We start from the raw sequence: 21,136 nt of genomic DNA, 5'->3' as shown, positions 1-21,136 counted from the left end.
TCAAAGCTCCAGCACCAGCCGCCCCTCGCAGGCGCGCGAGCAGCAGGACATCATCTTGGTGTTGGCATCGCGCTCCACCCGCGTGAGCACCACGTCGCGGTGATCGACCTTGCCGGAGAGCACGCGCACCTCGCAGGAGCCGCACAGGCCTTCTTCGCAATCGCTCTGCACGTCGACGTTCGCGGCGCGCAGCGCGGTCAGCAGGGTCTGGTCGGGCGGCACGGTGAGGACGAGGCCCGAATCCTTCAGCTCCACCTCGAAGGCGTGTTCCTTCGACGGATCGAGCGTGGCCAGCGTGGACTCGAAATGCTCCACGCGCAGCGCGCCCTCGGGCCAGGCGGCGCAGCAGTCTTCCAGCGCCTCGAGCATGCGCAGCGGGCCGCAGGCGTAGACCTGCGCGCCTTGCACCGGCTGCGCGAGCAGCGCCCGCAGGTCGTTGCGCCGGCCCTCGTCGGCGGCATGCACGTGCAGGCGATCGCCATGCAGCGCGGCCAGCTCGTCTACGAAGGCCATGCTCGCGCGGCTCCGGCCGCTGTAGTGCAGCTCGTAGTCCATGCCCAGCGCCTTGGCGCGCCTCGCCATCGCGCTCACCGGCGTGATGCCGATGCCGCCGGCGATGAAGATCGCCTTCTTCAGCGACTCGTCGAGCCTGAAGTGGTTGCGCGGGCCGCGGATGCGCAGCCGGTCGCCCTCCTTCACGTTCGCGTGCACCCACGCGGAGCCACCGCGTCCGTCCGGCTCGTGCAGCACGGCGATCTCGAACGCGCCCGTGTCGTCGGGGTCGCCGCACAGCGAGTACTGGCGCGACAGCTCCGGCGTTCCGCATTCCACGTCGATGTGCGCGCCGGCAGTCCAGCGGGGCAATGCCTTGCCGTCGGGCGAGACGAGGCGCAGCTTGACGATGCCGTCGGCCACCGGCGTCACGCTCTGCACCACCACCGGCCGCGCGATGGAATGCGCCGAGGGCTCGCCGATGCGCACCGGCACGCGCACGTCGCGCAGGCCCACATTCGCGCGCTCGGGGTTCGCCGCCGGATCCCATTCCACCCACAGGTGCTCGGGCCCGCGGAACGAGGTGTTCGGCACGTAGGTGAAGCGCTGTTCGGAAAGGCGCATGTGCGGCAGCCGGCGCGTGAACTCCTCGAGGAAGATCTGCATCTCCATGCGCGCCAGGTTCTTGCCCATGCACTGGTGCGAGCCGTAGCCGAAGGTGAGATGGTCGCTGGCGTTGTCGCGGCGGATGTCGAACAGGTCGGCATCGGAGAAATGCCCTTCGTCGTGGTTGGCCGACGAGGTGACGATCAGAAGGCGCGAGCCGGCCGGCAGGTCGACGCCGCCGACCTGAGTGTCTTTCGTGACCATGCGGCGCCACGCGGCCACCGAGCCGTTGTGGCGCAGGCACTCTTCCACCGCGTTGGGAATGAGCCCGGGGTCCTCGCACAGCTCGCGCCACACCTGCGGGTGCTGCAGCAGCAGCTTCACCGCGTTGGCCGTGGCGTTGGCGGTGGTCTCGTGGGCGGCGACGATGCCGGCCATCATCATCGAGTGCAGGTACGAGTCGGTCACGACCTCGGGGTGCTGCATCTGCTTGCGGATGCCGTACTGCATCCAGCCGGGCGCGTCGGGGTCCTGCCGCATCTTGTCGAGCACCTTGCCGGCGTACTGCCAGAAGTTGCCGACCGCGTGCGCCACCGCCACCTGCTCCTCGGGCCTGGGGCGGCCCCAGGTGTTGACGGTGTGCGCGATGGAGTACTTGCGCAGCGTGTCCATGTCTTCCTCGGGCACGCCGAGGAAGTGCAGCGCCACGGTGAGCGGGATCTCCCACAGCATCTGGTCGACGAGGTCGGCGCGGCCGTCGTCGATGAAGCGGTCGACGTACTCGCGCGCCAGCTCGCGCACCATGGGCTCGTGGTGCTTCAGCGCCTCGGGCGTGAAGGGGTCCATCAGCGCGCGGCGGCGCGGCATGTGGGCGGGCTCGTCCTCGTTCACCAGCGTGCGGTTGAGCGCGAAGCCGTACGAGGCCAGCACCGCGTTGGCCTCCTCGCCGGTGGGCGTGATCTTCTCCAGCGCGATCGACGGGCTGAAGGTGATGTTGTCGCGGAACACCGCCTTGATGTCCTCGTAGCGCGTGAGCACCCAGTAGCCCAGCTTCGGGCTGAAGAAGATGGGCTCCTGCTCGCGCGCCCAGCGCACGTACTCGGGCGGATCCTGCTGGTAGCCGTCCTCGAAGGGATCGAAGCCGGCGGCGCGCTGGCTCACCGGGCAGCCGGTGGGCGTGCGCTCGGAAGACAGCGGGCCGTGCGCGACGGGACAGCCGGAGGTACGTGGGGACGTGGCGGTATCGGACATGGCGGGCAGGTTCAGTCGAGGGTGATCTTCAGGTCGCGGATCAGCTTGTGCCAGCGCTCGGTCTCGCTCTTGAGCAGCGCGGCGTACTGCGCGGGCGTGTTGCCCACCGGCTCGACGCCGAAGTCGACCATGCGCGTGCGCACCGAGGGCTCGTTGATGGCGGCCACGAGCTGGCGGTTGAGCGTGTTCACCACGTCGGCGGGCGTGGCCGAGGGCACCACCACGCCGACCAATGCGGCGGCCTCGACGTTCCTGTAGCCGAGCTCGGCGAAGGTGGGCACGTCGGGCAGCTGCGGCAGGCGGGTCGGGTTGGCGACCGCCAGGGCCTTCACCTTGCCGCCCTTGATGAAGCCGGAGCCGGCGGCCAGGTCGACCATCATGGCCGGCAGCTGCCCGCCGACCACGTCGGCCAGCGCGGGCGCCGCGCCGCGATACGGCACGTGGACCATGAAGAGCTTGGCTTCCACCTTCAGCAGCTCCATCGCCAGGTGGTGCGGGCTGCCCGCACCGGCCGAGGCGTAGTTGATGCCGCCCGGCTTGGCGCGGGCCTGGGCGATGAAGTCCTTGGCAGAGTTGAAGCCAGAGTTGGCGCCGACGACCAGGATCATCGGGAACTTCCCCATCAGCGTGACGGGCGCGAGGTCCTTGGTGGGGCTGTAGCTCAGCGACTTGTAGAGCGCGGGGTTGAACACCAGCGTGCCGTTGTCGGCCGACAGCACCGTGTAGCCGTCGGCCGGCGCGCGTGCGGTCTCGGCGGCGGCCAGCGCGGTGTTGCCGCCGGGCTTGTTGTCCACCAGCACCGGCTGCGCGACCTGGGTGGACAGCGTCTGCGCGACCGTGCGCGCCAGGAAATCGGAGCCGCCGCCGGCCGCGTAGGGAACGATCCAGCGGATCGGCTTGGCGGGAAAGGCCTGCTGGGCGCCGGCGCCGGCGGCGACGGCAGCCAGCGAAAGAGCCGCGAGGCAGCGGACGAATTGCTTCTTCATGAGGGAGTCTCCGTACTGGATTTTGTGTATTGCGTAATTATCATACGCATTGCGTAATTCATGGATCGCGGGTTTACCCGGCCACATCGACCGAGCACCTAACATCCGAGCGTCATGACCCAGCCCTCGCCATCCGATTCCTCCCCCGCCCGCGAGCGCCGCCAGCGCGTGCAATCCGCCGAAACCGGCATGTCCGTGCTCAAGGGGCTGGCGCACCTGGGCGGGCGCAGTAGCCTGACCGCGCTGTCGGCGCACGTCGTGGAGAGCCCGGCGAAGGTGCACCGCTACCTCGCCAGCCTGATGGAAGCGGGCCTCGTGCTGCAGGACGCCGCCTCGCAGCACTACTACCTGGGCACGGAGGCGATCCAGATCGGCCTGGCTGCCATGCGGCAGGCCGACCCGATCCGCGCGGCCGAGCCCTGCCTGATCCGGCTGCGCGAATCGCTGGAGGTGACCTGCTTCGTGGCGGTGATGGGAAACAAGGGCCCGACCATCGTGCGCTTCGAGGAGCCCGGCCTGCCGGTCACGGTGAACGTGCGCGCCGGCTCGGTGATGTCGATGCTGTGGTCGGCCACCGGCCGCGCCTTCCTGGGCCTGCTCGACGAATCGCGCGTGCTCGCGCTGGCCGAGCAGGAGCTGGGCGAGGCCACGCCGGAAATGCGCGCGCAGCTCGACGCGAAAGACCCGATCGGCCAGCTGCGCCGCGAGGTGCGGCAGGCGCGCTGCGCCAGTGTGAAGGACACCTACCTGCGCGGCATCAGCGCCGTGGCGGCGCCGGTCTACGACTATGCGGGGAGGGTCTGCGCCGTGATCACCGCGCTGGGTGCCACCGGCGGCTTCGATCCGGCCATCGACGGCCCCATTGCGGCGGCCGTGCGGCGGGAAGCGAAGGCCGCGAGCGCCCTGCTGGGCGCCGCGGACTCGACGGACTGAAGTTTCAGGGCCGGATCACTCGGCCCAGACGACCGTGCCGGTCCAGGCAGTGGCCAGCACCAGGATGCCGAAGGCGATGCGGTACCAGGCGAAGGGAATGAAGCTGTGGCTGCTGATGTACTTCAGCAGCCAGCGCACGCACAGCCAGGCGCTGATGAACGAGAACACCAGACCCACCGCGAACAGCGGCACGTCGGCCATCGACAGCGCCGCGCGCTCCTTGTAGATGCTGTAGAGGCCCGCGCCGATCAGCGTCGGAATGGCGAGGAAGAACGAGAAATCGGTGGCCGCCTGGCGCGAGAGGCCCAGCAGCATGCCGCCGATGATGGTCGAGCCGCTGCGGCTGGTGCCCGGGATCATCGCGAAGCACTGCACCAGGCCGACCTTGAGCGCGTCCCACGGCGTCATGTCGTCGACATGCTCGACGCGCACCGATCCGGGTGGGCGCTTCTCGGCCCAGAGGATGATGAAGCCGCCGATGATGAAGGTGCTGGCCACCACGGTCGGAATGAACAGGTGCTCCTTGATGACCTTGCCGAACAACAGGCCCAGCACTACGGCGGGCAGGAAGCCGATGAAGATGTTGAGCGCCAGGCGCTGCGCCTTCGGCTGTCGCGGCAGCGCCACGACGGTGGATCGGATCTTCTGCCAGTAGACCAGGATCACCGCGAAGATCGCGCCGGTCTGGATGGCGATCTCGAAGACCTTGCCCCGGTTGTCGCCGAAGCCGCCGAGCAGGGAGCCCGCAAGGATCAGGTGGCCGGTCGAAGAGATGGGGAGAAATTCGGTGAGACCCTCGACGATGCCCATGACGGCGGCCTTGGCCAGCAAAACAATATCCACGCGTACTCCTTTTCAAGTGCAGTCATTATCACGAGGGGACAGGTCAGCCTCGGCTCAGCATCCCCTGTTTCGGTGATGTTCAGGCCCCATCCATTGACACACAGTGACGTCTCAGGGTGTGTCAGAGATGCCCGAAGGAGTTATCGGTAATGCGAACGTTCACGCGCGGCGACAGGCTGGAAGAACACGCGTCGACTTTCGACGACCACGGCGAGGACCGCCGCAAGAACGCCCAGGACCTCGAACGCGAGCAGCGCGCCTCGATGCGGCGCGTGGTCGAGGCCACGGGCGCATCGGCCCACGAACTGCAGCAGCTGATGCAGCGGCTGCTCGACATCGACCGCGCGGGCTCCAGCGCGGGCATCGTCGCGCAGGGGCACATCGCGGCCGACCGCATGCAGTCGGGCATGGCAACGCTGGACCTGGGCGACGGCCACGTGGCCGAGCAGCGCGGCGACGCCGTGCAGAGCATCGATTTCTGGCTGCTCGAGCCGCTGGACCCCGCGCACGACAAGAAGTGGTACGCCCGCTGGAAGTTCTGGAGCTTCATCCTCGGCGCAGCCGGCTCCGAGGCCGCGCTCACCCTGCAGGGGCTGGCGCTGCGGCCCACCGAGCCCGGCGACACGCATGCCGACCTGGTGGCCAAGGCGCGCAAGGTGCTCGAGAGCTGGCGCCGCACCTCCGAGCCGCTCTTCTGGGCAGCCATGGAGTGCTACGTGCGGCAGCAGTCGTTCTCGCTCGAGACGCAGGCCTACCTGATGCACTGCATCGCCGTCGTGTTCGCGGGCGACCCGATGAAGCTCTCGAACGAGCAGAGCGAGCAGCTCGCGGGCGTGCTCGCCGACACGTACTGCGACGCGCTGGGCACTTCGGCGTGCATGCCCTCGGCGGACATCTACCGGCGCCTGTCGCAGGGGCTGGAAGCGACCGACCGCGAGACCGGCCTGGTCCGCAACCTGGGGCGCAGCGACGCGGCCCAGATCGCGATGACGGCGCTGTTCTCGGTGATCGAAGGCTCGCGCCTACGCTGAGCCAGCCCCGGTGCGCCGGCGCAGCGCGCGCACCGCGCTGTCGACCGTGGTGAGCACCGGCAGGCCGCTGGCGGCCTCGCAGGCCTCGCGTGCCCGCGCCATGCTGAATTGCGCCAGCGCGATGCGCGTGCAGCCTCGCTCCTTCAGCGCGACAGCCTGAGCGGCGATCAGCGCGTCGTGCCGCTGGGTATCGCCTGCGTTCAGGGCGTCGAGCGCGCCTTCGGTCAGCGCGGTTTCGAGCGCGACGTTCGAAGGAAACTCCGGCGGCATCGATGCCAGCGTGGGCGCGAAGGTGGCGATCAGGCCCAGCCTGCCCTGCCCCTGCACCGCCTCGTCGATCATGGCCTCGTTCGGCTTGAGCACCGGAATGCCCGCATGCCGCCGCGCCACCGCCTCGATGCACGGACCGAAGGCCGAGCAGGTGAAGAGGATGCCCTGCGCGCCCGTGTCGACCGCGTACTGCGCGAGGCGCTGGAAGCGCTCGTGCATGACGTCGTCGAGCCCCTTGCCGTTGCGCGCCAGGTCGGCCGATAGGCTGTCGTCGAGCAGGTTCATGCGCACGGCCGCCGGCCAGTCGCGCGCGAAGGCTTCGTTGATGGGCGCGACGGAATGCGAGAGCGCGTGGATCAGGGCAATGCGGGTCATGGATTCAAGGCAAGAGTTCAGATGCCCTTGGAGGAAGGATTCGCGAAGGCGTCCTTCGTCTCGGCATTCAGCGGGTAGTTGATGTTGATGCCCTTGGGCGGGATCGGCGACATGAACCACTTGGCATAGAGCTTCTCCATCTCGCCCGACTTCATCATGCCCGAGACCACGCGGTCGACCAGCGCCTTGAAGGCCGGGTCGTCCTTGCGGAACATCAGCGACTGGTTCTCGGTGCGCAGGCTCTCGCCGGTGATGATGAAGTCCTTGGGGTTGCGCGCATTCGCGATCTGGCCGGCCAGCAGGATGTCGTCGAGCACGAAGGCCTGGGCGCGGCCGCTTTCCACCAGCAGGAAGGAATCGCTGTGGTCCTTGCCCGCGAGGCTGTTCACCTCCAGGTTGCGGCCGCGGTCGGCTTCGCGCAGCAGGCGGAACGAGGTGGTGCCGCTGGTGGTGGCCACCGTCTTGCCCTGCAGGTCGGCAATGCTCTTGATGCCCGAATCGGCCTTCACCAGCATGCGCACGTTGTAGCGGAAGATGTCCGGCGAGAACGCCACCAGCTTCTGCCGCTCGACGAGGTTGGTGGTGGAGCCGCACTCGATGTCGACCGTGCCGTTCTGCACCAACGGAATGCGGTTGGCCGAGGTGACGGCCTGGTACTTGATCTCGACGGCCGGGATCTTCAGTTCGCTCTTCACCGCCTCGACGATGCGGTTGCAGATCTCGATGCTGTAGCCCACGGGCTTGAGGTTGCCGTCGAGGTACGAGAAGCCGAAGGACGATTCGCGGTAGCCGAAGGTGATGGAGCCGCTGGCCTTGATCTTGGCGAGCGTGTCGTTTTCCTGGGCCTGCGCGGCCGTGAGCGGCACGAGGGCGGTGAAGACTGCCGCGAGCGCAGCGACGAAGGGAAACAGCGGACGAAGCTTGGGCATGGAACGCTCCTCGGAACGATGGTTGAAGAAAAAACGAACGGGAAAGTGGTAGCGCTCAGCGCGCCGCTGCGGTCGCTGCCGCGCGCGTGACCGCGTCGATGGAGGCCGCGAGGCGTGCGGCGATCTCCTGCAGGTCCTGCCGCGTGGCGATGAAGGGCGGCGCCAGCAGCACGTGGTCGCCCTGGCGGCCGTCGACCGTGCCGCCGAAGGGGTAGCACAGCAGGCCGCGCGACATGGCGTCCTTCTTGACGGTGGCGTTGACCTTCAGCGCCGGATCGAACGGCGTCTTGCTCGCGCGGTCGGCCACCAGCTCGATGCCCCAGAAGAAGCCTCGGCCGCGGATATCGCCCACGTGCGGATGCGCGCCCAGCGCCTCGGCCAGCATCGCGCCGAAGGCGATGCCGTCTTCCCGCACCTTGGCGACCAGCCCGTCGCGGCGGATCACCTGCTGCACCGCGAGCGCGGCGGCGCAGGCCATGGGGTGGCCGAGGTAGGTGTGGCCGTGCTGGAAGAAGCCGCTGCCCTTGGACATCGCCTCGACGATGCGGCGCTGCGCCAGCACCGCGCCCACCGGCTGGTAGCCGCCGCCCAGGCCCTTGGCGACGGTCATGAGGTCGGGCACCACGCCCTCCTGCTCGCAGGCGTGCAGCGAGCCGGTGCGGCCCATGCCGCACATCACCTCGTCGAGGATCAGCAGCACGCCGTACTTGTCGCACACCGCGCGCACGGCCTTGAAGTAGCCCGGCACCGGCGTGAGCACGCCGGCGGTGGCGCCGCCGACGGTCTCGGCCACGAAGGCGATCACGCGGTCGGCGCCCTGCGCGAGGATGGCAGCCTCCAGTTCGGCCGCGAGGCGCAGGCCGTACTGCTCCGCGCTCTCGTCGACGCGCTGCTCGCGGTACGGGTAGCAGGGCGATACGTGCGTGGCGGGCACGAGGATGGGCGCGAAGGGTTCGCGCCGCCAGGCGTTGCCGCCCACGGCGAGCGCGCCCAGCGTGTTGCCGTGGTAGCTCTGACGGCGCGCGATGAAGTGGGTGCGCTGCGGCTGGCCGATTTCCACGAAGTACTGCCGCGCCATCTTCAGCGCCGATTCCACCGCCTCGGAGCCGCCGCTCACCAGGTAGACATGGCTCATGCCCTCGGGGGCGGAGCCGATCAGCTCGTCGGCCAGCTGCTCTGCCACTTCGCTCGTGAAGAAGCTGGTGTGGGCGTAGGCCAGCTTGTCGATCTGGGCGTGCATGGCGGCCATCACCTCCGGGTGCGCGTGGCCCAGCGACGACACGGCCGCGCCGCCCGAGGCGTCGAGGTATTCGCGGCCCTCGGCGTCGCGGATGAACATGCCGTGGGAGCTCACGGCGACGGGCGGGGTCTGGCGGAGGTGGCGGTGGAAGACGTGCGTCATGGCGGCTGGCGATCCGGGGCTCGGGTTGGGTTGGGTCGGGTTCTGTTGAATGCTGGATGGAACTAACGTTTCCATTGAATTATTGTTTGGAACATTTGTTCCGTCAACTGTTACGGCAACAGCTGCGGCGGGCCGCCTCCGGTACATTTGTTCCAACAACAGCCGAAAGAGACACGACCATGGGCGCGAAGGAACAGATCCGCCAGCGTTTCAACGAACTGAGCCCTGCCCTGCAGCAGGTGGCGCGCTACGTGCTCGACCACCCCAACGAGGTGGTCACGGGCTCGATGCGCAACGTGGGCACGCGCTCGCAGAGCACGCCCGCCACCCTCGTGCGTTTCGCGCAGCACATGGGCTTCGAGGGCTGGCCGCAGCTCAAGGAGGCCTTCGCCGCCGACATGGGGCTGGGCTCCGAGACCTATGGCGGGCGCGCCAAGCAGCTCGTCGGCCGGGCGAGCGACCAGACGCTGACCGGCGAGATGTTCGAGGTGCAGCGCCGCAATCTCGAGGCCACGCACCAGCAGAGCGGACAGGCGCTGCAGAAGGCCTGCGCGCTGATCGAGAAGGCGCCGGCCGTGCACGCCGCCGGCTTCCGGGCCTGCTTTCCGATCGCCTTTTCCTTCGTCTACGTGTACCGGCTCTTCCGCTCCAGCGTGCACCTGGTCGACGGCCAGGGCGGTTCGCTGGAAATGCAGCAGCGCGCCTTCGCCAAGGGCGATGCGCTGGTGGTGGCGAGCTTCGCGCCCTACTCCCGCGAGGCGCTGCAGGTGACGCAGGCCGCCAAGGCGGCGGGCTGCCGCATCGTCGCCATCACCGACAGCGAGGCTTCGCCGCTGTCGCTGCTGGCGGACGAGACGCTGCTGTTCACGATCCACAGCCCCTCGTTCTTCCCCTCGGTCGCCGCCGGGGTGGCGGTGACGGAAGCGCTGGTCGAGCTGCTGGCCAGCCGCGCGGGCAAGCCGGTGATCCGCCGCATCGACCAGGCCGAGGCGCAGCTGTTCGAGTCGGGGGCCTACCTCACGGCGCCGGCGGTGCGCGGCGGATAGGAAGCGATGGGGTCAGACCAGCGCCCGGGTGCGGGTGGGGTTCTTCTGGTTCAGGTAGAGCACCAGCATGTCGCGCCTGGTGTTGATGTGGTCGCGCATGAAGGCTTCGGATTCGGAGGCTTCCTGCCGGCCCAGCGATTCGACGATGCGGCAGTGCTCCGCCAGCGCCTGCAGGGCCTGTTCGTGCCGGTGCAGCAGCATCGAGGCATCGCGGTTGTGGGGCCGCAGCTTGCTGTCGAAGATGAGCGGCAGCTGGCTGGCCCGCTGCACCGCCTCGGTCAGCCAGCGGTTGTCCGCCAGGGCCAGCAGCTTGCGGTGGAAGGCCAGGTTCAGGTCCTGCCACCGCGCCGCCCGGCCTTCGCTCCACTCCCCGGTGTGGTGCAGGAGTTCGTGCTGCTCGTCGAGCATGGCCGTCAGCTGCGACAGGGCCGTGCCGTCCAGGCCGCGCTCGCTAATCAGGCGGCAGCACATGCCTTCCAGGGTGGCGCGCACGCTGAAGGCGTCGAAGACGTCCTTGGCGTTGAAACGGCGCACCTGGAAGCCCTTGTTGGGCAGGTAGACCAGCAACCCCTCGTCGGCCAGCCGCGCCATGGCGCCGCGCACGGGCGTGCGCGACACGCCGAGCTCATTGGCCAGCGTGATCTCCATCAAGTGGGAGCCGGGCGCGATCTCGCCGTCGAAGATTCGGTCGCGCAGCGTTTCGGCCACGGTCAACGCTCGTGTCCGGGAAGGGTCTGGGGGAGTCATCGAAAATCGGGAACTGGGGGCGGCCGGAAGCGGGCCGCGCGGATGGTACGGCGGCGTACAAAAGCTTCATATCCCCTGTTTCCGTAAAAATTTTATTTCGCGACTTTTTCGATGATTACGGAAATTTTCTTAATTTTTGTAAACATACATGTAGCCGAAAGCGTTAGCCCGCCCCTTTCCGGCTTTCGGGCCCCTCCCGGGCCCTGCAGAAGGCCCTGCCGTCAGCCAGCCACCGACCCGGCCGCGAGATGGATCGCGGCCCGGATCCGCGGGTAGGTCCCGCAGCGGCAGATGTTGCCGCTCATGGCGCTGGAGACGTCCTCGTCGCTGGGCTTCGGCGTCTTCCTGAGCAGCGCGCAGGCCGACATCAGCTGGCCGCTCTGGCAGTAGCCGCACTGCACCACGTCGACCTCGGCCCAGGCCTGGCGCAGGGCGTCGGCTTCCTTGCCCTTCAGCCCCTCGATGGTGGTGACCTCGCGGGCCCCCACGGCCTCGACCGGCGTGACGCAGGAGCGCACCGCCTCGCCGTCGAGGTGCACGGTGCAGGCGCCGCACAGGGCCTTGCCGCAGCCGAACTTGGTGCCGACGAGCTTCATTTCGCCGCGCAGCACCCACAGCAGGGGCGTGTCGGGCTCGGCATCGACGGTGGTGGTCTTGCCGTTGACGGTGATCGTGGTGGTCATGGCGTCTCTCTTGCGTAAAAGGTACGAATGTCGGGAATCAGACAAGGCGCAGCGGCAGGCTGCGCAGGCGCTGGCCGGTGAGCGCGAAGACGGCGTTGGCCACCGCCGGCGCGATGGGCGGCGTGCCGGGCTCGCCCACGCCGCCGGGCTCCTCGCTGCCGGCGACGATGTCGACCTCGATGACGGGGCACTCGTTCATGCGCAGCGGCATGTAGTCGTGGAAGTTGCTCTGCTGCACCTGGCCCTTCTCGACCGTGATCTCGCCGTGCAGCGCGGCCGAGAGGCCGTAGACGATGGCGCCTTCCATCTGCTGGCGGACCAGGTTCGGGTTGACGGCCACGCCGCAGTCGATGACGCAGACCACGCGGTGCACGCGCAGCTGCTTCTCGGGCGAGACAGACACCTCGGCCACCTGGGCGACGATGCTGCCGAAGGAACGATGGATCGCGAGGCCTCGCGCCCGCTTCGCCCCGTCGGGCCCTGCCGCGGGCGGCTGGCCCCAGCCGGACAGCTCGGCCACGCGTTTCAGCACGCGCATGTGGCGCTCGTCTTTCGATAGCAGCGCGGCGCGGAAGGCCACCGGGTCCTTGCCGGCGGCGGCCGCGCATTCGTCGATGAAGCTTTCCACGAAGAAGGCGTTCTGCGAATGCGCGACCGAGCGCCACACGCCCGTTGGCATGGCCGATTCCACCGGCTCGTGGGCCACGCGCGCATTGGGAAAGGCGTAGGCCGTGTTCCAGGCGCCGTCGGTGGCGGTGTCCATGAGCGAGGGCGCGCCCATGCTCGAGCCGGCCGTGGTGGTCTGCCAGGCGACCAGCGCGCCGGCGGCGTCGAAGCCCGCCCTGCAGCGCGCGACATAGGCCGGCCGGTAGAAGTCGTGCGCCATGTCCTCCTCGCGCGACCAGAAGAGCTGCACCGGCGCGCCCCCGGTCTCGCGCGCCAGCGTGGCGGCCTGCGTGACGAAGTCGGTGCTGTAGCGCCGGCCGAAGCCGCCGCCGAGGTAGGTCACATGCAGGTCGACCTTGGCGGTATCGATGCCCAGCGCCTTGGCCACCGCGCCGCGCGTGAAGCCCGGCGCCTGCGTCGGCGCCCAGACAGTTGCCGCGCCGTCCTTGAACTGCACGGTGCAGTTCATCGGCTCCATGGTGGCGTGGGCCAGGAAGGGCACGCGGTACTCGGCCTCGATGGTCTTCGCCGCCGAGCGAAGCGCCGCGGCCACGTCGCCGTCGTCGAGCCGGGCGTTGCCGGGCTTGGCGCGCAGCGTCTGCGACAGGCGCTCGACCATTTCCGCGCTCGAAAGACTGGCGGCCAGGCCGTGGTCCCATTCGATCTGGAGCGCCTTCACCGCGCGCATCGCGTGGTACGGCGTATCGGCGATCACGGCCACGCCGCCCGGCGTGGCGCCGGTGCCGATGAGGGTGGCGCCGACCGGATCGAGCGCCATCACCTTGCGCACGCCGGGCAGCTTCTGCGCGGCGGTGGCGTCGAAGCTCGCCACGCGGCCTCCGGTGGTCGGGCACATCGCGATGCTCGCGTACAGCAGGCCCGGCGGCAACACGTCGAGGCCGAAGATGGCGGAGCCGTCGAGCTTGGCCGCGCCGTCGACACGCCGCGCGGGTTGGCCGATGAGCTTGAAGTCGGCCGCCTTCTTCAGCGCCACCTGCGCCGGCAGCGGCTGCTGAGCGGCCTTCGGGGCCAGTTCGCCGAAGCTGGCGCTCCTGCCGCTCGCCTGGTGCAGCACGCGCCCCGCCTCGGCGCGGCATTCGGCCGCCGGCACCTGCCACAGCGCGGCCGCGGCGCCCACCAGCATGACGCGCGCCGATGCGCCCGCCTCGCGCAGCGGCATCCACTGGTCGGTGATGCTCGAGGAACCGCCCGTGCCCGAAAGCCCCGGGATCGCGCGCAGCAGCTTGCCCACCACGTGCTGCGTGGAGCGCTTCATCGCGCCCTCGTCGCCGGGCCGGAAAGGCAGCGCGTCGAGGATCGCCGCCTGGTTGTTGTAGATGGCGTCGGAGCCGGCCGTCTCGTGGCGGATCTGCTCGAGCGAGGCGCCCATCTCCTCGGCGAGCAGCATCGACAGGCCGGTGTGCGTGCCCTGCCCCATTTCCGACTGCGACATCATCAGCGTGACCGTGTTGTCGCTGCCCACCTTGACCCAGCCATTGAGCGCGACCTGCCCCGGGGCGGTGGACAACGGTTGGGCGGGCACGAGCCGCGGGGCGGCCGGCGTGGCAGACCAGCCGACGACGAGGGCGCCGACGGCCCCTACCGTGCCGAGAACGAAATGACGGCGTTTGAGCTTGGGCATGACGTGGTTCTTTCGTGGGGAAATCTTTTTTAGCTCCGGCGCGCCGGGTCAGCTTTCGGCGATGCCGCGCCAGAAAGTCTCGAAGCCGGCCTCGCAATAGGCGGCACCGGCCTTCTTGTCGCTTGCCTGCGCGACGAAGGCCATGCTGGTCTCGGCCATCGCGCCGAACATCGCGCCGAGGAATGGCAGCGGCTGGTCGCGGATCAGCTTCTTTTTGATGCAGTCCGTCGAGAGCACCTCGAGCCGCAGGAACGGCGCCATGCCGGCCGCGCGGCTTTCGTCGCTCACCTGGTCGGACACCTTGAGCTGCGACATCACCTTGAATTTCTCCGGGTTGTCGACGCCCCAGTACACGTAGCGGTCCCAGACGTGGCGGTACTTGGTCTTGGGGTCGGCCTCCTCGGGCCAGTCGGCGAGCATGACTTCGGCCAGCTCGGTCTTCAGCTGGCGGTAGAGCTCGTTGACCAGCACTTCCTTGCTCGCGAAGTAGGTGAACAGCGTGCCCTCGGCCACGCCCGCGGCGCGCGAGACGGCCGAGGTGGGCGTGCTCCATGCACCGCGAACAGCAAACTCGGCGATGGCCGCGTCGAGGATCGCGTTGCGCTTGTCTTCGCTCCGGGGTCTGGCCATGGCTAGCGGCGGCCTTTATTGATTGAGTACATACTCAATTATAGAAACGCCTTCCGACGGCGTGCAAGCGGCCTCAAGCGGCCTACCTGGCAAGAATCCAGGCGGCGATCTGCGCAACGACTTCGCCTTCGAGCCCGTTGAAGCCGTGATACGCCATGGCCTCGCACGGATCGCCCCGGTTCTCCCCGCCCTTGAAGCTCAGCAGTTCCTTCCTCGGCGAGTTGCCGAGCTTCTCCATGAGGGCTGGCACGTTGGAGAAGGCGCAGAGCGCGCAGCCATCCTGCTCGTGATGCACGACGAGAACGGGAACGCGGATCTTCTCCAGCGGCATCGCCGGAACGGGCCGTCCCCTGTTGTCGGTGAGGATGGTCGAGCTCAGGACGATGCCGTCCGGTCCTTCAGGGCCCGCCAGCTCCGTGGCGACGTAGGCCGCGGACTGCGTGCCCCGGCTGGTGCCCACCAGCCACACGGGCACCTTCGATTGCTCGCGCATCCAAGCAATGACCGCCTTGATGTCGGCCGCGTGCTCCGGCCTCTGGCGAAAGCCGCTCAGGAAGGGCGGGCTCTGCCGGTCGGACGGTGCATCGACCACCGCGACCATCAGCCCCCGGTCCGCAAACAGCTGCCGCGTGCGAACGAGGAAATTCCCGGCGCCCCAGTTGAACGAGCCGTTGGGAAAGATCTGCAGCCCGCCGTGCCCGCCCGCGAGCAGCACCACCGCGGCCCTCGCTTCCGGCGGCGACAGCACGAGCATCCGCTGCGTCACGCCGGGCCTGGTGGGAATGTCGACCACCTTCTGCGTGGTCTGCGCATGGGCCTGCACGACCAGTGCGATCAGGAAACCCGCGATCCAGTACCTGCATGAGCGCATGGGAGATCTCCCGGGAGGGTGACGTCGAGACCGGATGCTAAGCCCGCGCCGCCGTCGCCGGGAGCCCCGCCCTCCCCCACGGAACCCTTCCACGGAACCCGAAGTCCAACCGCTGTCGCGGCGACTTGTCGCGACAGGAGGCTATGACCATGAAGCAAGTGAAGCATTGGCAAGACCCCGTCAACGCCGTAGCCGGCGCCTGGCTGATCGTCTCGCCCTGGGTTCTGGGCTTTTCGGGCATGACACCCGCCATGTGGACGATGGTGGCGACCGGCATAGTGCTCGGCGCGGTGGCGCTGGGTGCGACCTTCGTGCCACGACAGTGGGAAGAATGGACCGAGGTCGGGCTGGCGGCCTGGCTCGCGGTGTCGCCCTGGGTACTCGGCTTCCGCAGCAATGAAACGGCAATGGTCAATGCGGTGCTGGTCGCCGCGGTGATCCTGGTGCTTGCGCTGTGGGTGCTCGTGACCGACAAGGACTACCTGGGCCACACCATCGACCGCCCGGCGCATTGACCTGACAACCGGCACGCGCTGCCGATAGCGCGGCCAGGTCCGGCAAGGCGCTCGCGCCGATGCCGGGCCTCTACTTCGATCAGCCGCTCACTGCGTGCGGGGAGCGGCGGGTCGAGGTGCTGCCGGCTCCGCGCCGGCGCTGCCGCCGCCCATCCACTCCGCCTGCCAGCCCCCGCCCATCGCCTGGATCAGCGCGATGGCCGTGGTCTGGCGGCTGACCTGCAGCTGCACCAGCGTGCGCCGCGCACTCAGCGCGGCCGCCTGCGCGGTGACCACGTCGGTGTAGCTCACCTGCGCGGCGCGATATCGGTTCAGCAGCTGCTGCTCGGTCTTGTCGGCCGCGGCCGATGCCTCCCGGCGAAAGCCCTCCTGCTCGGCCAGCGTCGCGCTCGCGGTGAGCTGGTCTTCCACCGCCTGGAAGGCCGTGAGCACGGTCTGGCGGTAGCGCGCCACGCTCGACTCGTAGGCCGCCTTGGCCGAGTCGACGTTGGCGGCGATGGCGCCCGCGTCGAACACCACCTGCGCCACCGAGAAGCCCAGCGACCACAGCGAGTTGGCGGAACTGAACAGGTCCTTCACGCGGCTGGCGTTGCTGCCCACCGAAGCCGTGAGGCTGATGTTCGGGAAGTAGGCCGCGCGCGCAATGCCGATCTGCGCATTGGCCGCAGCCACCGAGCGCTCGGCGGCGGCGATGTCGGGCCGACGCTGCAGCAGCGTCGAAGGCACGCCCAGCGGCACGCCGGGCACCGTGGGAGTCCATTGCGCGGCCGGCAGGCTGAAGTCGGCCGGAGCCACGCCCAGCAGCGCGGCAATCGCATGCTCGTAGGTGGCACGGGTGCGCTGCAGGCCCACGCGCTCGGCCTTGGCGTTGACGAGCTGCGTCTGCGCCTGCAGCACGTCGGTCTGCGCGGCAATGCCCGCCGCATAGCGGTTGCTCGTGATCTCGAAGGCCCGCTGGTAGCCCTGGATGGTTTCGTCGAGCAGCACGATCTCGGCGTCGGCCTCGCGCAGCGAGAAGTAGTTGGTGGCCAGGTCGCCGATGGCCGACAGGCGCGCGGCGGCCAGGTCGGCCTCGCTCGCCTGGGCGTTCGCCTGCGCGCTGCTCACGGCTTCGCGCAGGCGGCCCCACACGTCCGGCGTCCAGCTGGCGCCCAGCGTGGCCGAGAAGGCGTTGGTCGGGCTCGACGTGCTGCTGCCGCCCACGGTACCCGAGCGCTTGCCGCTGCCGTCGAGCGACACCGACGGGAACAGCGCCGCCCGCTCGCCGCGCACCAGCGCCTGGGCCTGCGAGTAGTTGGCCACCGCCGCGGCGATGTTCTGGTTCGACACCTGCACGCGGCCGGCCAGCTCGTCGAGCTTGGCGTCGCCGAACAGCTTCCACCACTCGCCGCGGTCGAGCGCATCGGCCGGCGCGGCAGGCAGCCAGCCTTCGGCCGCCTTCTGCTCCTTCCAGTTGACGGACGCCGCGGTGGTCGGCTGCTCATAGCGCGGGCCGACGGCGCAGCCCGCGAGCACGGCAGCCAAGGCAAGCGCCGAGAGCGGAAAGCGGCTCGCGCGAAGGGAGGAAAGGGAAAACGATGCGTTCATGGCGATGTTGTTCTCAGGCTTGCGGCGCGACTTTGCTCAGCTCGTGCTCATGCTTGCCGCGACGGCGCAGCTTGTCGAGCAGCAGGTAGACCACCGGCGTCGTCAGCAGCGTCAGCAGCTGGCTAGCGATCAGCCCGCCGATGATGGCCACGCCCAGCGGCCGGCGCAGCTCGGCGCCCTCGCCGAAGCCGATGGCCAGCGGCAGCGCGCCCAGCGCGGCCGCCAGCGTGGTCATCAGGATCGGGCGGAAGCGCAGCAGGCAGGCCTCGCGCACGGCTTCGAGCGGCGTGAGCCCGCGCGAGCGCTCGGCTTCGAGCGCGAAGTCGATGATCAGGATGGCGTTCTTCTTCACGATGCCGATCAGCAGGAACACGCCGATCAGCGCGATGATGGAAAACTCCATGCGGAACATCAGCAGCGCCAGCACCGCGCCCACGCCGGCCGAGGGCAGCGTCGACAGCACGGTGATCGGGTGCACCAGGCTCTCGTACAGGATGCCCAGCACGATGTAGATCACGATCAGCGCCGCCAGGATCAGCATCGCCTGCTGGCCCTGCGACTGCTGCGCGCTCAGCGCGGTGCCTGCGAAGGAGCCGCGCACGTTGGTGGGCATGGCGATGTTGGCCTCGGCCTTGGCGATGGCCTCGCGCGCGTCGCCAAGGTTGGCGCCTTCGGCGAGGTTGAACGAGATGGTGGTGGCCAGCTCGCCGTCTTCGTGGCTCACCGAGGTGGCAACCGACTGCTCCTCGAACTTCGCGACCGCCGACAGCGGCACGAGCGCGGTGGCCGTGTTGCTCAGCACGTTGCCCGACGAGGCATTGCGCAGCGCCGGGTTGGCCGACACCGGCACGGAGCTGCTGCTGGCCGTGCTGGATGACGACGAAGAAGACGATGACGAGGATGAAGACGACGCGGAAGAACCCGTCGTCGTGCTCGCCGCCACCTGCGTGGTCACGGTCTGCCCCGCCACCACCGATGTCTTGGTGGCCGGCACGTACACGTCGCTCAGCGCGTTCGGCCCGCGCGTGTAGCGCGGCGCCCATTCCATCACCACGTGGTACTGGTTCAGCTCGGTGTAGATGGTCGCCACCTGCCGCTGGCCGAAGGCGTTGTACAGCGCGTTGTCGATGGCCGTGGAAGTCAGGCCGAGCCGGCGTGCGCTGTCGGGGTCGACCTTGGCCACCGTCTCCACCCCGTTCTGGTCCTGGTCGGTGTCGATGTCGGTCAGCACCGGCTGCATCTTCAGCTCGTCGGCCAGCTTCACCGCCCAGGTGCGCAGGTCGGCGAGGCTGTCGCTCTTGAGCGTGTACTGGTAGGTGGAGTTGCTCGAACGCCCGCCCGAGCGCACGTCCTGCACCGTGCCCAGGAACACCCGCAGGCCGGTTACCTGGTTGAGCTGGGGTCGCAGCCGCGCGATCACGGCCAGGCCGCTGTCCTTGCGCTGGCTGGCCGGCTTCAGGTTGACGAACATGAAGCCGCCTCCCGCCCGGCCCGCGCCGGTGAAGCCCACCACGGTGTCGACCGCCTCGTCCTTGCGGATGATGTCGACCACCTGCCGCAGCTTCTCGGCCAGCGCCTGCGACGAGATGCTCTGGTCGGCGCGCAGCCCGCCGTTGAGCTGACCGCTGTCCTGCTGCGGGAAGAAGCCCTTGGGCACGGCGCTGAACAGATACACGTTGAGCCCGACCACCGCCACCAGGATGATCATCACCAGCGCCTTGCTGTCGAGCGCCCAGTCGAGGCTGTGCTCGTAGCGCTTGAGCACCCAGTCGTAGCTGCGCGCGGCGATGCGGCCCAATACTCGGGATACAGGGCCCTGCGGCTTGTTCTTGTCTCGCTCGCCGCCGGGCTTGAGCATCCAGGCGCACATCATGGGCGTGGTGGTCAGCGAGATGACCAGCGAGATCAGCACCGCCGCCGACAGCGTCACCGCGAACTCGCGGAACAGCCGCCCCACCTGCCCGCCCATGAACAGCAGCGGAATGAACACCGCCACCAGCGACACGCTGATCGACAGCACGGTGAAGCCCACCTCCTTCGCACCCAGCAGCGCCGCCTTCATGCGCGTCATGCCCGACTCGATGTGCCGGCTGGTGTTCTCCAGCACCACGATGGCGTCGTCCACCACGAAGCCGGTGGCCACCGTGAGCGCCATCAGGCTCAGGTTGTTGAGGCTGAAGCCCAGCAGGTACATCACCCCGAAGGTGCCCAGCAGCGCCGCCACCGTCGCCACCGCGGGCACGATGGTCGCGCGCACGCTGCGCAGGAACAGGCTGACCACCAGCACCACCAGGATGACGGAAATGACCAGCGTGAGCTCCACCTCCCGCAGCGAGCCGCGGATGGAGTTGGTGCTGTCAGACGCCACCTGCAGCGTCACGTCAGGCGGCAGCTGCGCCTGCAGCTCGGGCAGCAGCGCGCGCACGCTGTCCACGGTCTCGATGATGTTGGCCGAGGGCTGCCGCGTGATCAGCACGATGATCGCCGGCTCGCCGTTGAACAGGCCCAGCGTGCGCGTGTCCTCCACGCCGTCGAGCACCTCCGCCACGTCCTGCAGCCGCACCGCCGCGCCGTTGCGCCAGGCGATCACCATCGGCGCGTAGTCGCTCGCGCGCAGGGCCGGCGTCTGCGTATAGATCTGCAGCTTGCGCCCGTCGCCCTGCACCAGCCCCTTCGGCCGGTTGGCGTTCGAAGCCTGGATGGCGGCGCGCACGTCGTCGGTGCTGATGCCGTAGCGGCTGAGCGCGAACGGCAGCAGCTCGATGCGCACGGCCGGCAGCGAGCCCCCGCCGATCTCCACGTCGCCCACGCCGTCGACCTGCGAAAGGCGCTGGCTGACGATGTTCGAGACGGCGTCGTAGATCTGGCCCGGCGTCTTCGTCTTCGACGTGAGGGCCAGGATGATGACCGGCGAAGCCGCCGGGTTGGCCTTGCGGTAGGTCGGGTTGCTTCTCAGCGTGGCAGGCAGGTCGACTCGGCTCGCGTTGATGGCGGCCTGCACTTCTCTTGCCGCGCCGTCGATGTTGCGGCTGAGGTCGAACTGCAGGGTGACCCGGGCGGAGCCTACCGAGCTGGTGGACGTCATTTCGTTGACGCCGGCGATTGTTCCCAGGTGGCGCTCCAGCGGGGTGGCTACGCTGGTGGCCATCGTTTCGGGGCTGGCTCCGGGGATGGAGGCTCTTACCGAGATGACTGGGTAGTCGACCTGCGGTAGGGGGGAGACTGGCAGGACGAAGAAGGCGGCTATGCCGGCTAGTGCTACTCCGATGGTTAGCAGGACTGTGCCTATGGGGCGGCGGACGAAGGGGAGCGACAGGTTCATTGCTGCTGCTCCCGCTGCGCTCCTTGCGGAGGGCGGAGGCCGGGTCTCGCCCCGGCAGGCGACCTACTTTTCTTTGCTTCGCCAAAGAAAAGTAGGCAAAAGAAAGGCGACCCCACTGTCTGCGACCCCTTCACTTCGCTACGGGGCAACCTGCGGTGCTCGCGTTTCGCGGGGTCCGCAGAACTCGCTTCGCTCAAACAGCTGCGGCCCTTATCCGCGAAACGCTGCGCTCCTCGGCGCAGCCAGAGGGGATTGAAAACCTGCGGGCCGTCGCGTTGCTCGGCCACCAAGGCACAGCAAGCGCTTCGC

Annotated in this window: 17 protein-coding genes; 4 read left to right on the top strand and 13 right to left on the bottom strand. The window is 68.8% G+C overall.

Annotation, left to right across the window (positions count from 1 at the left end):
• Together BMY35_RS23640 and BMY35_RS23635 are read right to left on the bottom strand one after the other, a co-directional pair.
• Complete coding sequence (locus BMY35_RS23640; protein ID WP_093204520.1) at nt 1-2,349, bottom strand: cytochrome P450/oxidoreductase; 2,349 nt, start codon at nt 2,347-2,349, stop codon at nt 1-3.
• An 11-nt stretch (nt 2,350-2,360) separates the two neighbouring features.
• On the bottom strand, nt 2,361-3,335 hold the full coding sequence (locus tag BMY35_RS23635; protein ID WP_093204517.1) for a Bug family tripartite tricarboxylate transporter substrate binding protein: 975 nt from the start codon (nt 3,333-3,335) through the stop codon (nt 2,361-2,363).
• Nucleotides 3,336-3,449: 114 nt separating this feature from the next.
• On the opposite strand from BMY35_RS23635, the gene BMY35_RS23630 reads away from it, so the two are divergent.
• Entirely contained in the window at nt 3,450-4,268 is an 819-nt protein-coding gene (locus tag BMY35_RS23630; RefSeq protein WP_093204515.1) for an IclR family transcriptional regulator, read from the top strand.
• 15 nt (nt 4,269-4,283) lie between these two features.
• Here BMY35_RS23630 and BMY35_RS23625 read toward each other — a convergent pair whose 3' ends face one another.
• Nucleotides 4,284-5,111 carry an undecaprenyl-diphosphate phosphatase gene (locus tag BMY35_RS23625; protein ID WP_093204513.1) on the bottom strand — a complete coding sequence of 276 codons (828 nt, stop codon included), beginning with the start codon at nt 5,109-5,111 and terminating at the stop codon, nt 4,284-4,286.
• Between the two features lie 149 nt (nt 5,112-5,260).
• Here BMY35_RS23625 and BMY35_RS23620 point away from each other — a divergent pair, with 149 nt between their 5' ends.
• On the top strand, nt 5,261-6,142 hold the full coding sequence (locus BMY35_RS23620) for a hypothetical protein (protein ID WP_093204511.1): 882 nt from the start codon (nt 5,261-5,263) through the stop codon (nt 6,140-6,142).
• Here the strand turns inward: BMY35_RS23620 and BMY35_RS23615 are convergent.
• The 3 genes from BMY35_RS23615 to BMY35_RS23605 are packed head-to-tail and all read right to left on the bottom strand — an operon-like array spanning nt 6,134 to nt 9,118.
• A complete protein-coding gene (locus BMY35_RS23615) occupies nt 6,134-6,787 on the bottom strand; it encodes an aspartate/glutamate racemase family protein (RefSeq protein WP_093204508.1) in 654 nt (217 codons plus the stop codon). The two genes, BMY35_RS23620 and BMY35_RS23615, sit on opposite strands and share 9 nt — an antisense overlap.
• 17 nt (nt 6,788-6,804) lie before the next feature.
• The gene (locus BMY35_RS23610) at nt 6,805-7,716 is read right to left on the bottom strand and encodes a transporter substrate-binding domain-containing protein (protein WP_093204505.1); all 912 of its coding nucleotides are present in this window, start codon (nt 7,714-7,716) and stop codon (nt 6,805-6,807) included.
• A 55-nt stretch (nt 7,717-7,771) separates the two neighbouring features.
• Nucleotides 7,772-9,118, bottom strand: a complete 1,347-nt coding sequence (locus BMY35_RS23605) for an aspartate aminotransferase family protein (protein WP_093204502.1) — start codon at nt 9,116-9,118, stop codon at nt 7,772-7,774.
• Nucleotides 9,119-9,297: 179 nt separating this feature from the next.
• Between BMY35_RS23605 and BMY35_RS23600 the strand changes: the two genes are divergently transcribed.
• Nucleotides 9,298-10,164: a MurR/RpiR family transcriptional regulator gene (locus tag BMY35_RS23600; protein ID WP_093204500.1), complete on the top strand. Its 867-nt coding sequence runs from the start codon at nt 9,298-9,300 to the stop codon at nt 10,162-10,164.
• Nucleotides 10,165-10,176: 12 nt separating this feature from the next.
• On the opposite strand, the gene BMY35_RS23595 is transcribed toward BMY35_RS23600, so the two are convergent.
• The 5 genes from BMY35_RS23595 to BMY35_RS23575 form a co-directional block, all read right to left on the bottom strand.
• The gene (locus tag BMY35_RS23595) at nt 10,177-10,872 is read right to left on the bottom strand and encodes a GntR family transcriptional regulator (protein ID WP_177227980.1); all 696 of its coding nucleotides are present in this window, start codon (nt 10,870-10,872) and stop codon (nt 10,177-10,179) included.
• Nucleotides 10,873-11,132: 260 nt separating this feature from the next.
• A complete protein-coding gene (locus BMY35_RS23590; RefSeq protein ID WP_093204495.1) occupies nt 11,133-11,594 on the bottom strand; it encodes a (2Fe-2S)-binding protein in 462 nt (153 codons plus the stop codon).
• 37 nt (nt 11,595-11,631) lie between these two features.
• Nucleotides 11,632-13,902, bottom strand: a complete 2,271-nt coding sequence (locus tag BMY35_RS23585) for a xanthine dehydrogenase family protein molybdopterin-binding subunit (protein WP_093204492.1) — start codon at nt 13,900-13,902, stop codon at nt 11,632-11,634.
• 48 nt (nt 13,903-13,950) lie between these two features.
• On the bottom strand, nt 13,951-14,532 hold the full coding sequence (locus tag BMY35_RS23580; RefSeq protein ID WP_093204491.1) for a TetR/AcrR family transcriptional regulator: 582 nt from the start codon (nt 14,530-14,532) through the stop codon (nt 13,951-13,953).
• An 82-nt stretch (nt 14,533-14,614) separates the two neighbouring features.
• Nucleotides 14,615-15,403: an alpha/beta hydrolase gene (locus BMY35_RS23575; protein WP_093204488.1), complete on the bottom strand. Its 789-nt coding sequence runs from the start codon at nt 15,401-15,403 to the stop codon at nt 14,615-14,617.
• Between the two features lie 149 nt (nt 15,404-15,552).
• Here BMY35_RS23575 and BMY35_RS23570 point away from each other — a divergent pair, with 149 nt between their 5' ends.
• Nucleotides 15,553-15,918, top strand: coding sequence for an SPW repeat protein (locus BMY35_RS23570; RefSeq protein WP_093204929.1), 366 nt, complete (start codon nt 15,553-15,555; stop codon nt 15,916-15,918).
• An 87-nt stretch (nt 15,919-16,005) separates the two neighbouring features.
• On the opposite strand, the gene BMY35_RS23565 is transcribed toward BMY35_RS23570, so the two are convergent.
• Together BMY35_RS23565 and BMY35_RS23560 are read right to left on the bottom strand one after the other, a co-directional pair.
• Nucleotides 16,006-17,505 (bottom strand): efflux transporter outer membrane subunit, encoded by a 1,500-nt coding sequence (locus BMY35_RS23565; protein ID WP_093204486.1) that lies wholly within the window; start codon nt 17,503-17,505, stop codon nt 16,006-16,008.
• Nucleotides 17,506-17,518: 13 nt separating this feature from the next.
• The gene (locus tag BMY35_RS23560; RefSeq protein WP_093204483.1) at nt 17,519-20,827 is read right to left on the bottom strand and encodes an efflux RND transporter permease subunit; all 3,309 of its coding nucleotides are present in this window, start codon (nt 20,825-20,827) and stop codon (nt 17,519-17,521) included.
• Nucleotides 20,828-21,136 lie beyond the last annotated feature (309 nt).

The organism is Variovorax sp. YR750, from assembly GCF_900109805.1.
Taxonomy (GTDB): domain Bacteria; phylum Pseudomonadota; class Gammaproteobacteria; order Burkholderiales; family Burkholderiaceae_C; genus Variovorax; species Variovorax gossypii.
This window is presented reverse-complemented; position numbering and strand designations above follow the sequence as displayed.

Bases quoted from the DNA above. Each gene is read 5' to 3' on its own strand.
- BMY35_RS23615 (WP_093204508.1), bottom strand. From the start codon at position 6,787: ATGACCCGCATTGCCCTGATCCACGCGCTCTCGCATTCCGTCGCGCCC.
- BMY35_RS23635 (WP_093204517.1), bottom strand. From the start codon at position 3,335: ATGAAGAAGCAATTCGTCCGCTGCCTCGCGGCTCTTTCGCTGGCTGCC.
- BMY35_RS23575 (WP_093204488.1), bottom strand. From the start codon at position 15,403: ATGCGCTCATGCAGGTACTGGATCGCGGGTTTCCTGATCGCACTGGTC.
- BMY35_RS23585 (WP_093204492.1), bottom strand. From the start codon at position 13,902: ATGCCCAAGCTCAAACGCCGTCATTTCGTTCTCGGCACGGTAGGGGCC.
- BMY35_RS23605 (WP_093204502.1), bottom strand. From the start codon at position 9,118: ATGACGCACGTCTTCCACCGCCACCTCCGCCAGACCCCGCCCGTCGCC.
- BMY35_RS23580 (WP_093204491.1), bottom strand. From the start codon at position 14,532: ATGGCCAGACCCCGGAGCGAAGACAAGCGCAACGCGATCCTCGACGCG.
- BMY35_RS23590 (WP_093204495.1), bottom strand. From the start codon at position 11,594: ATGACCACCACGATCACCGTCAACGGCAAGACCACCACCGTCGATGCC.
- BMY35_RS23620 (WP_093204511.1), top strand. From the start codon at position 5,261: ATGCGAACGTTCACGCGCGGCGACAGGCTGGAAGAACACGCGTCGACT.
- BMY35_RS23630 (WP_093204515.1), top strand. From the start codon at position 3,450: ATGACCCAGCCCTCGCCATCCGATTCCTCCCCCGCCCGCGAGCGCCGC.
- BMY35_RS23560 (WP_093204483.1), bottom strand. From the start codon at position 20,827: ATGAACCTGTCGCTCCCCTTCGTCCGCCGCCCCATAGGCACAGTCCTG.
- BMY35_RS23610 (WP_093204505.1), bottom strand. From the start codon at position 7,716: ATGCCCAAGCTTCGTCCGCTGTTTCCCTTCGTCGCTGCGCTCGCGGCA.
- BMY35_RS23570 (WP_093204929.1), top strand. From the start codon at position 15,553: ATGAAGCAAGTGAAGCATTGGCAAGACCCCGTCAACGCCGTAGCCGGC.
- BMY35_RS23565 (WP_093204486.1), bottom strand. From the start codon at position 17,505: ATGAACGCATCGTTTTCCCTTTCCTCCCTTCGCGCGAGCCGCTTTCCG.
- BMY35_RS23640 (WP_093204520.1), bottom strand. From the start codon at position 2,349: ATGTCCGATACCGCCACGTCCCCACGTACCTCCGGCTGTCCCGTCGCG.
- BMY35_RS23600 (WP_093204500.1), top strand. From the start codon at position 9,298: ATGGGCGCGAAGGAACAGATCCGCCAGCGTTTCAACGAACTGAGCCCT.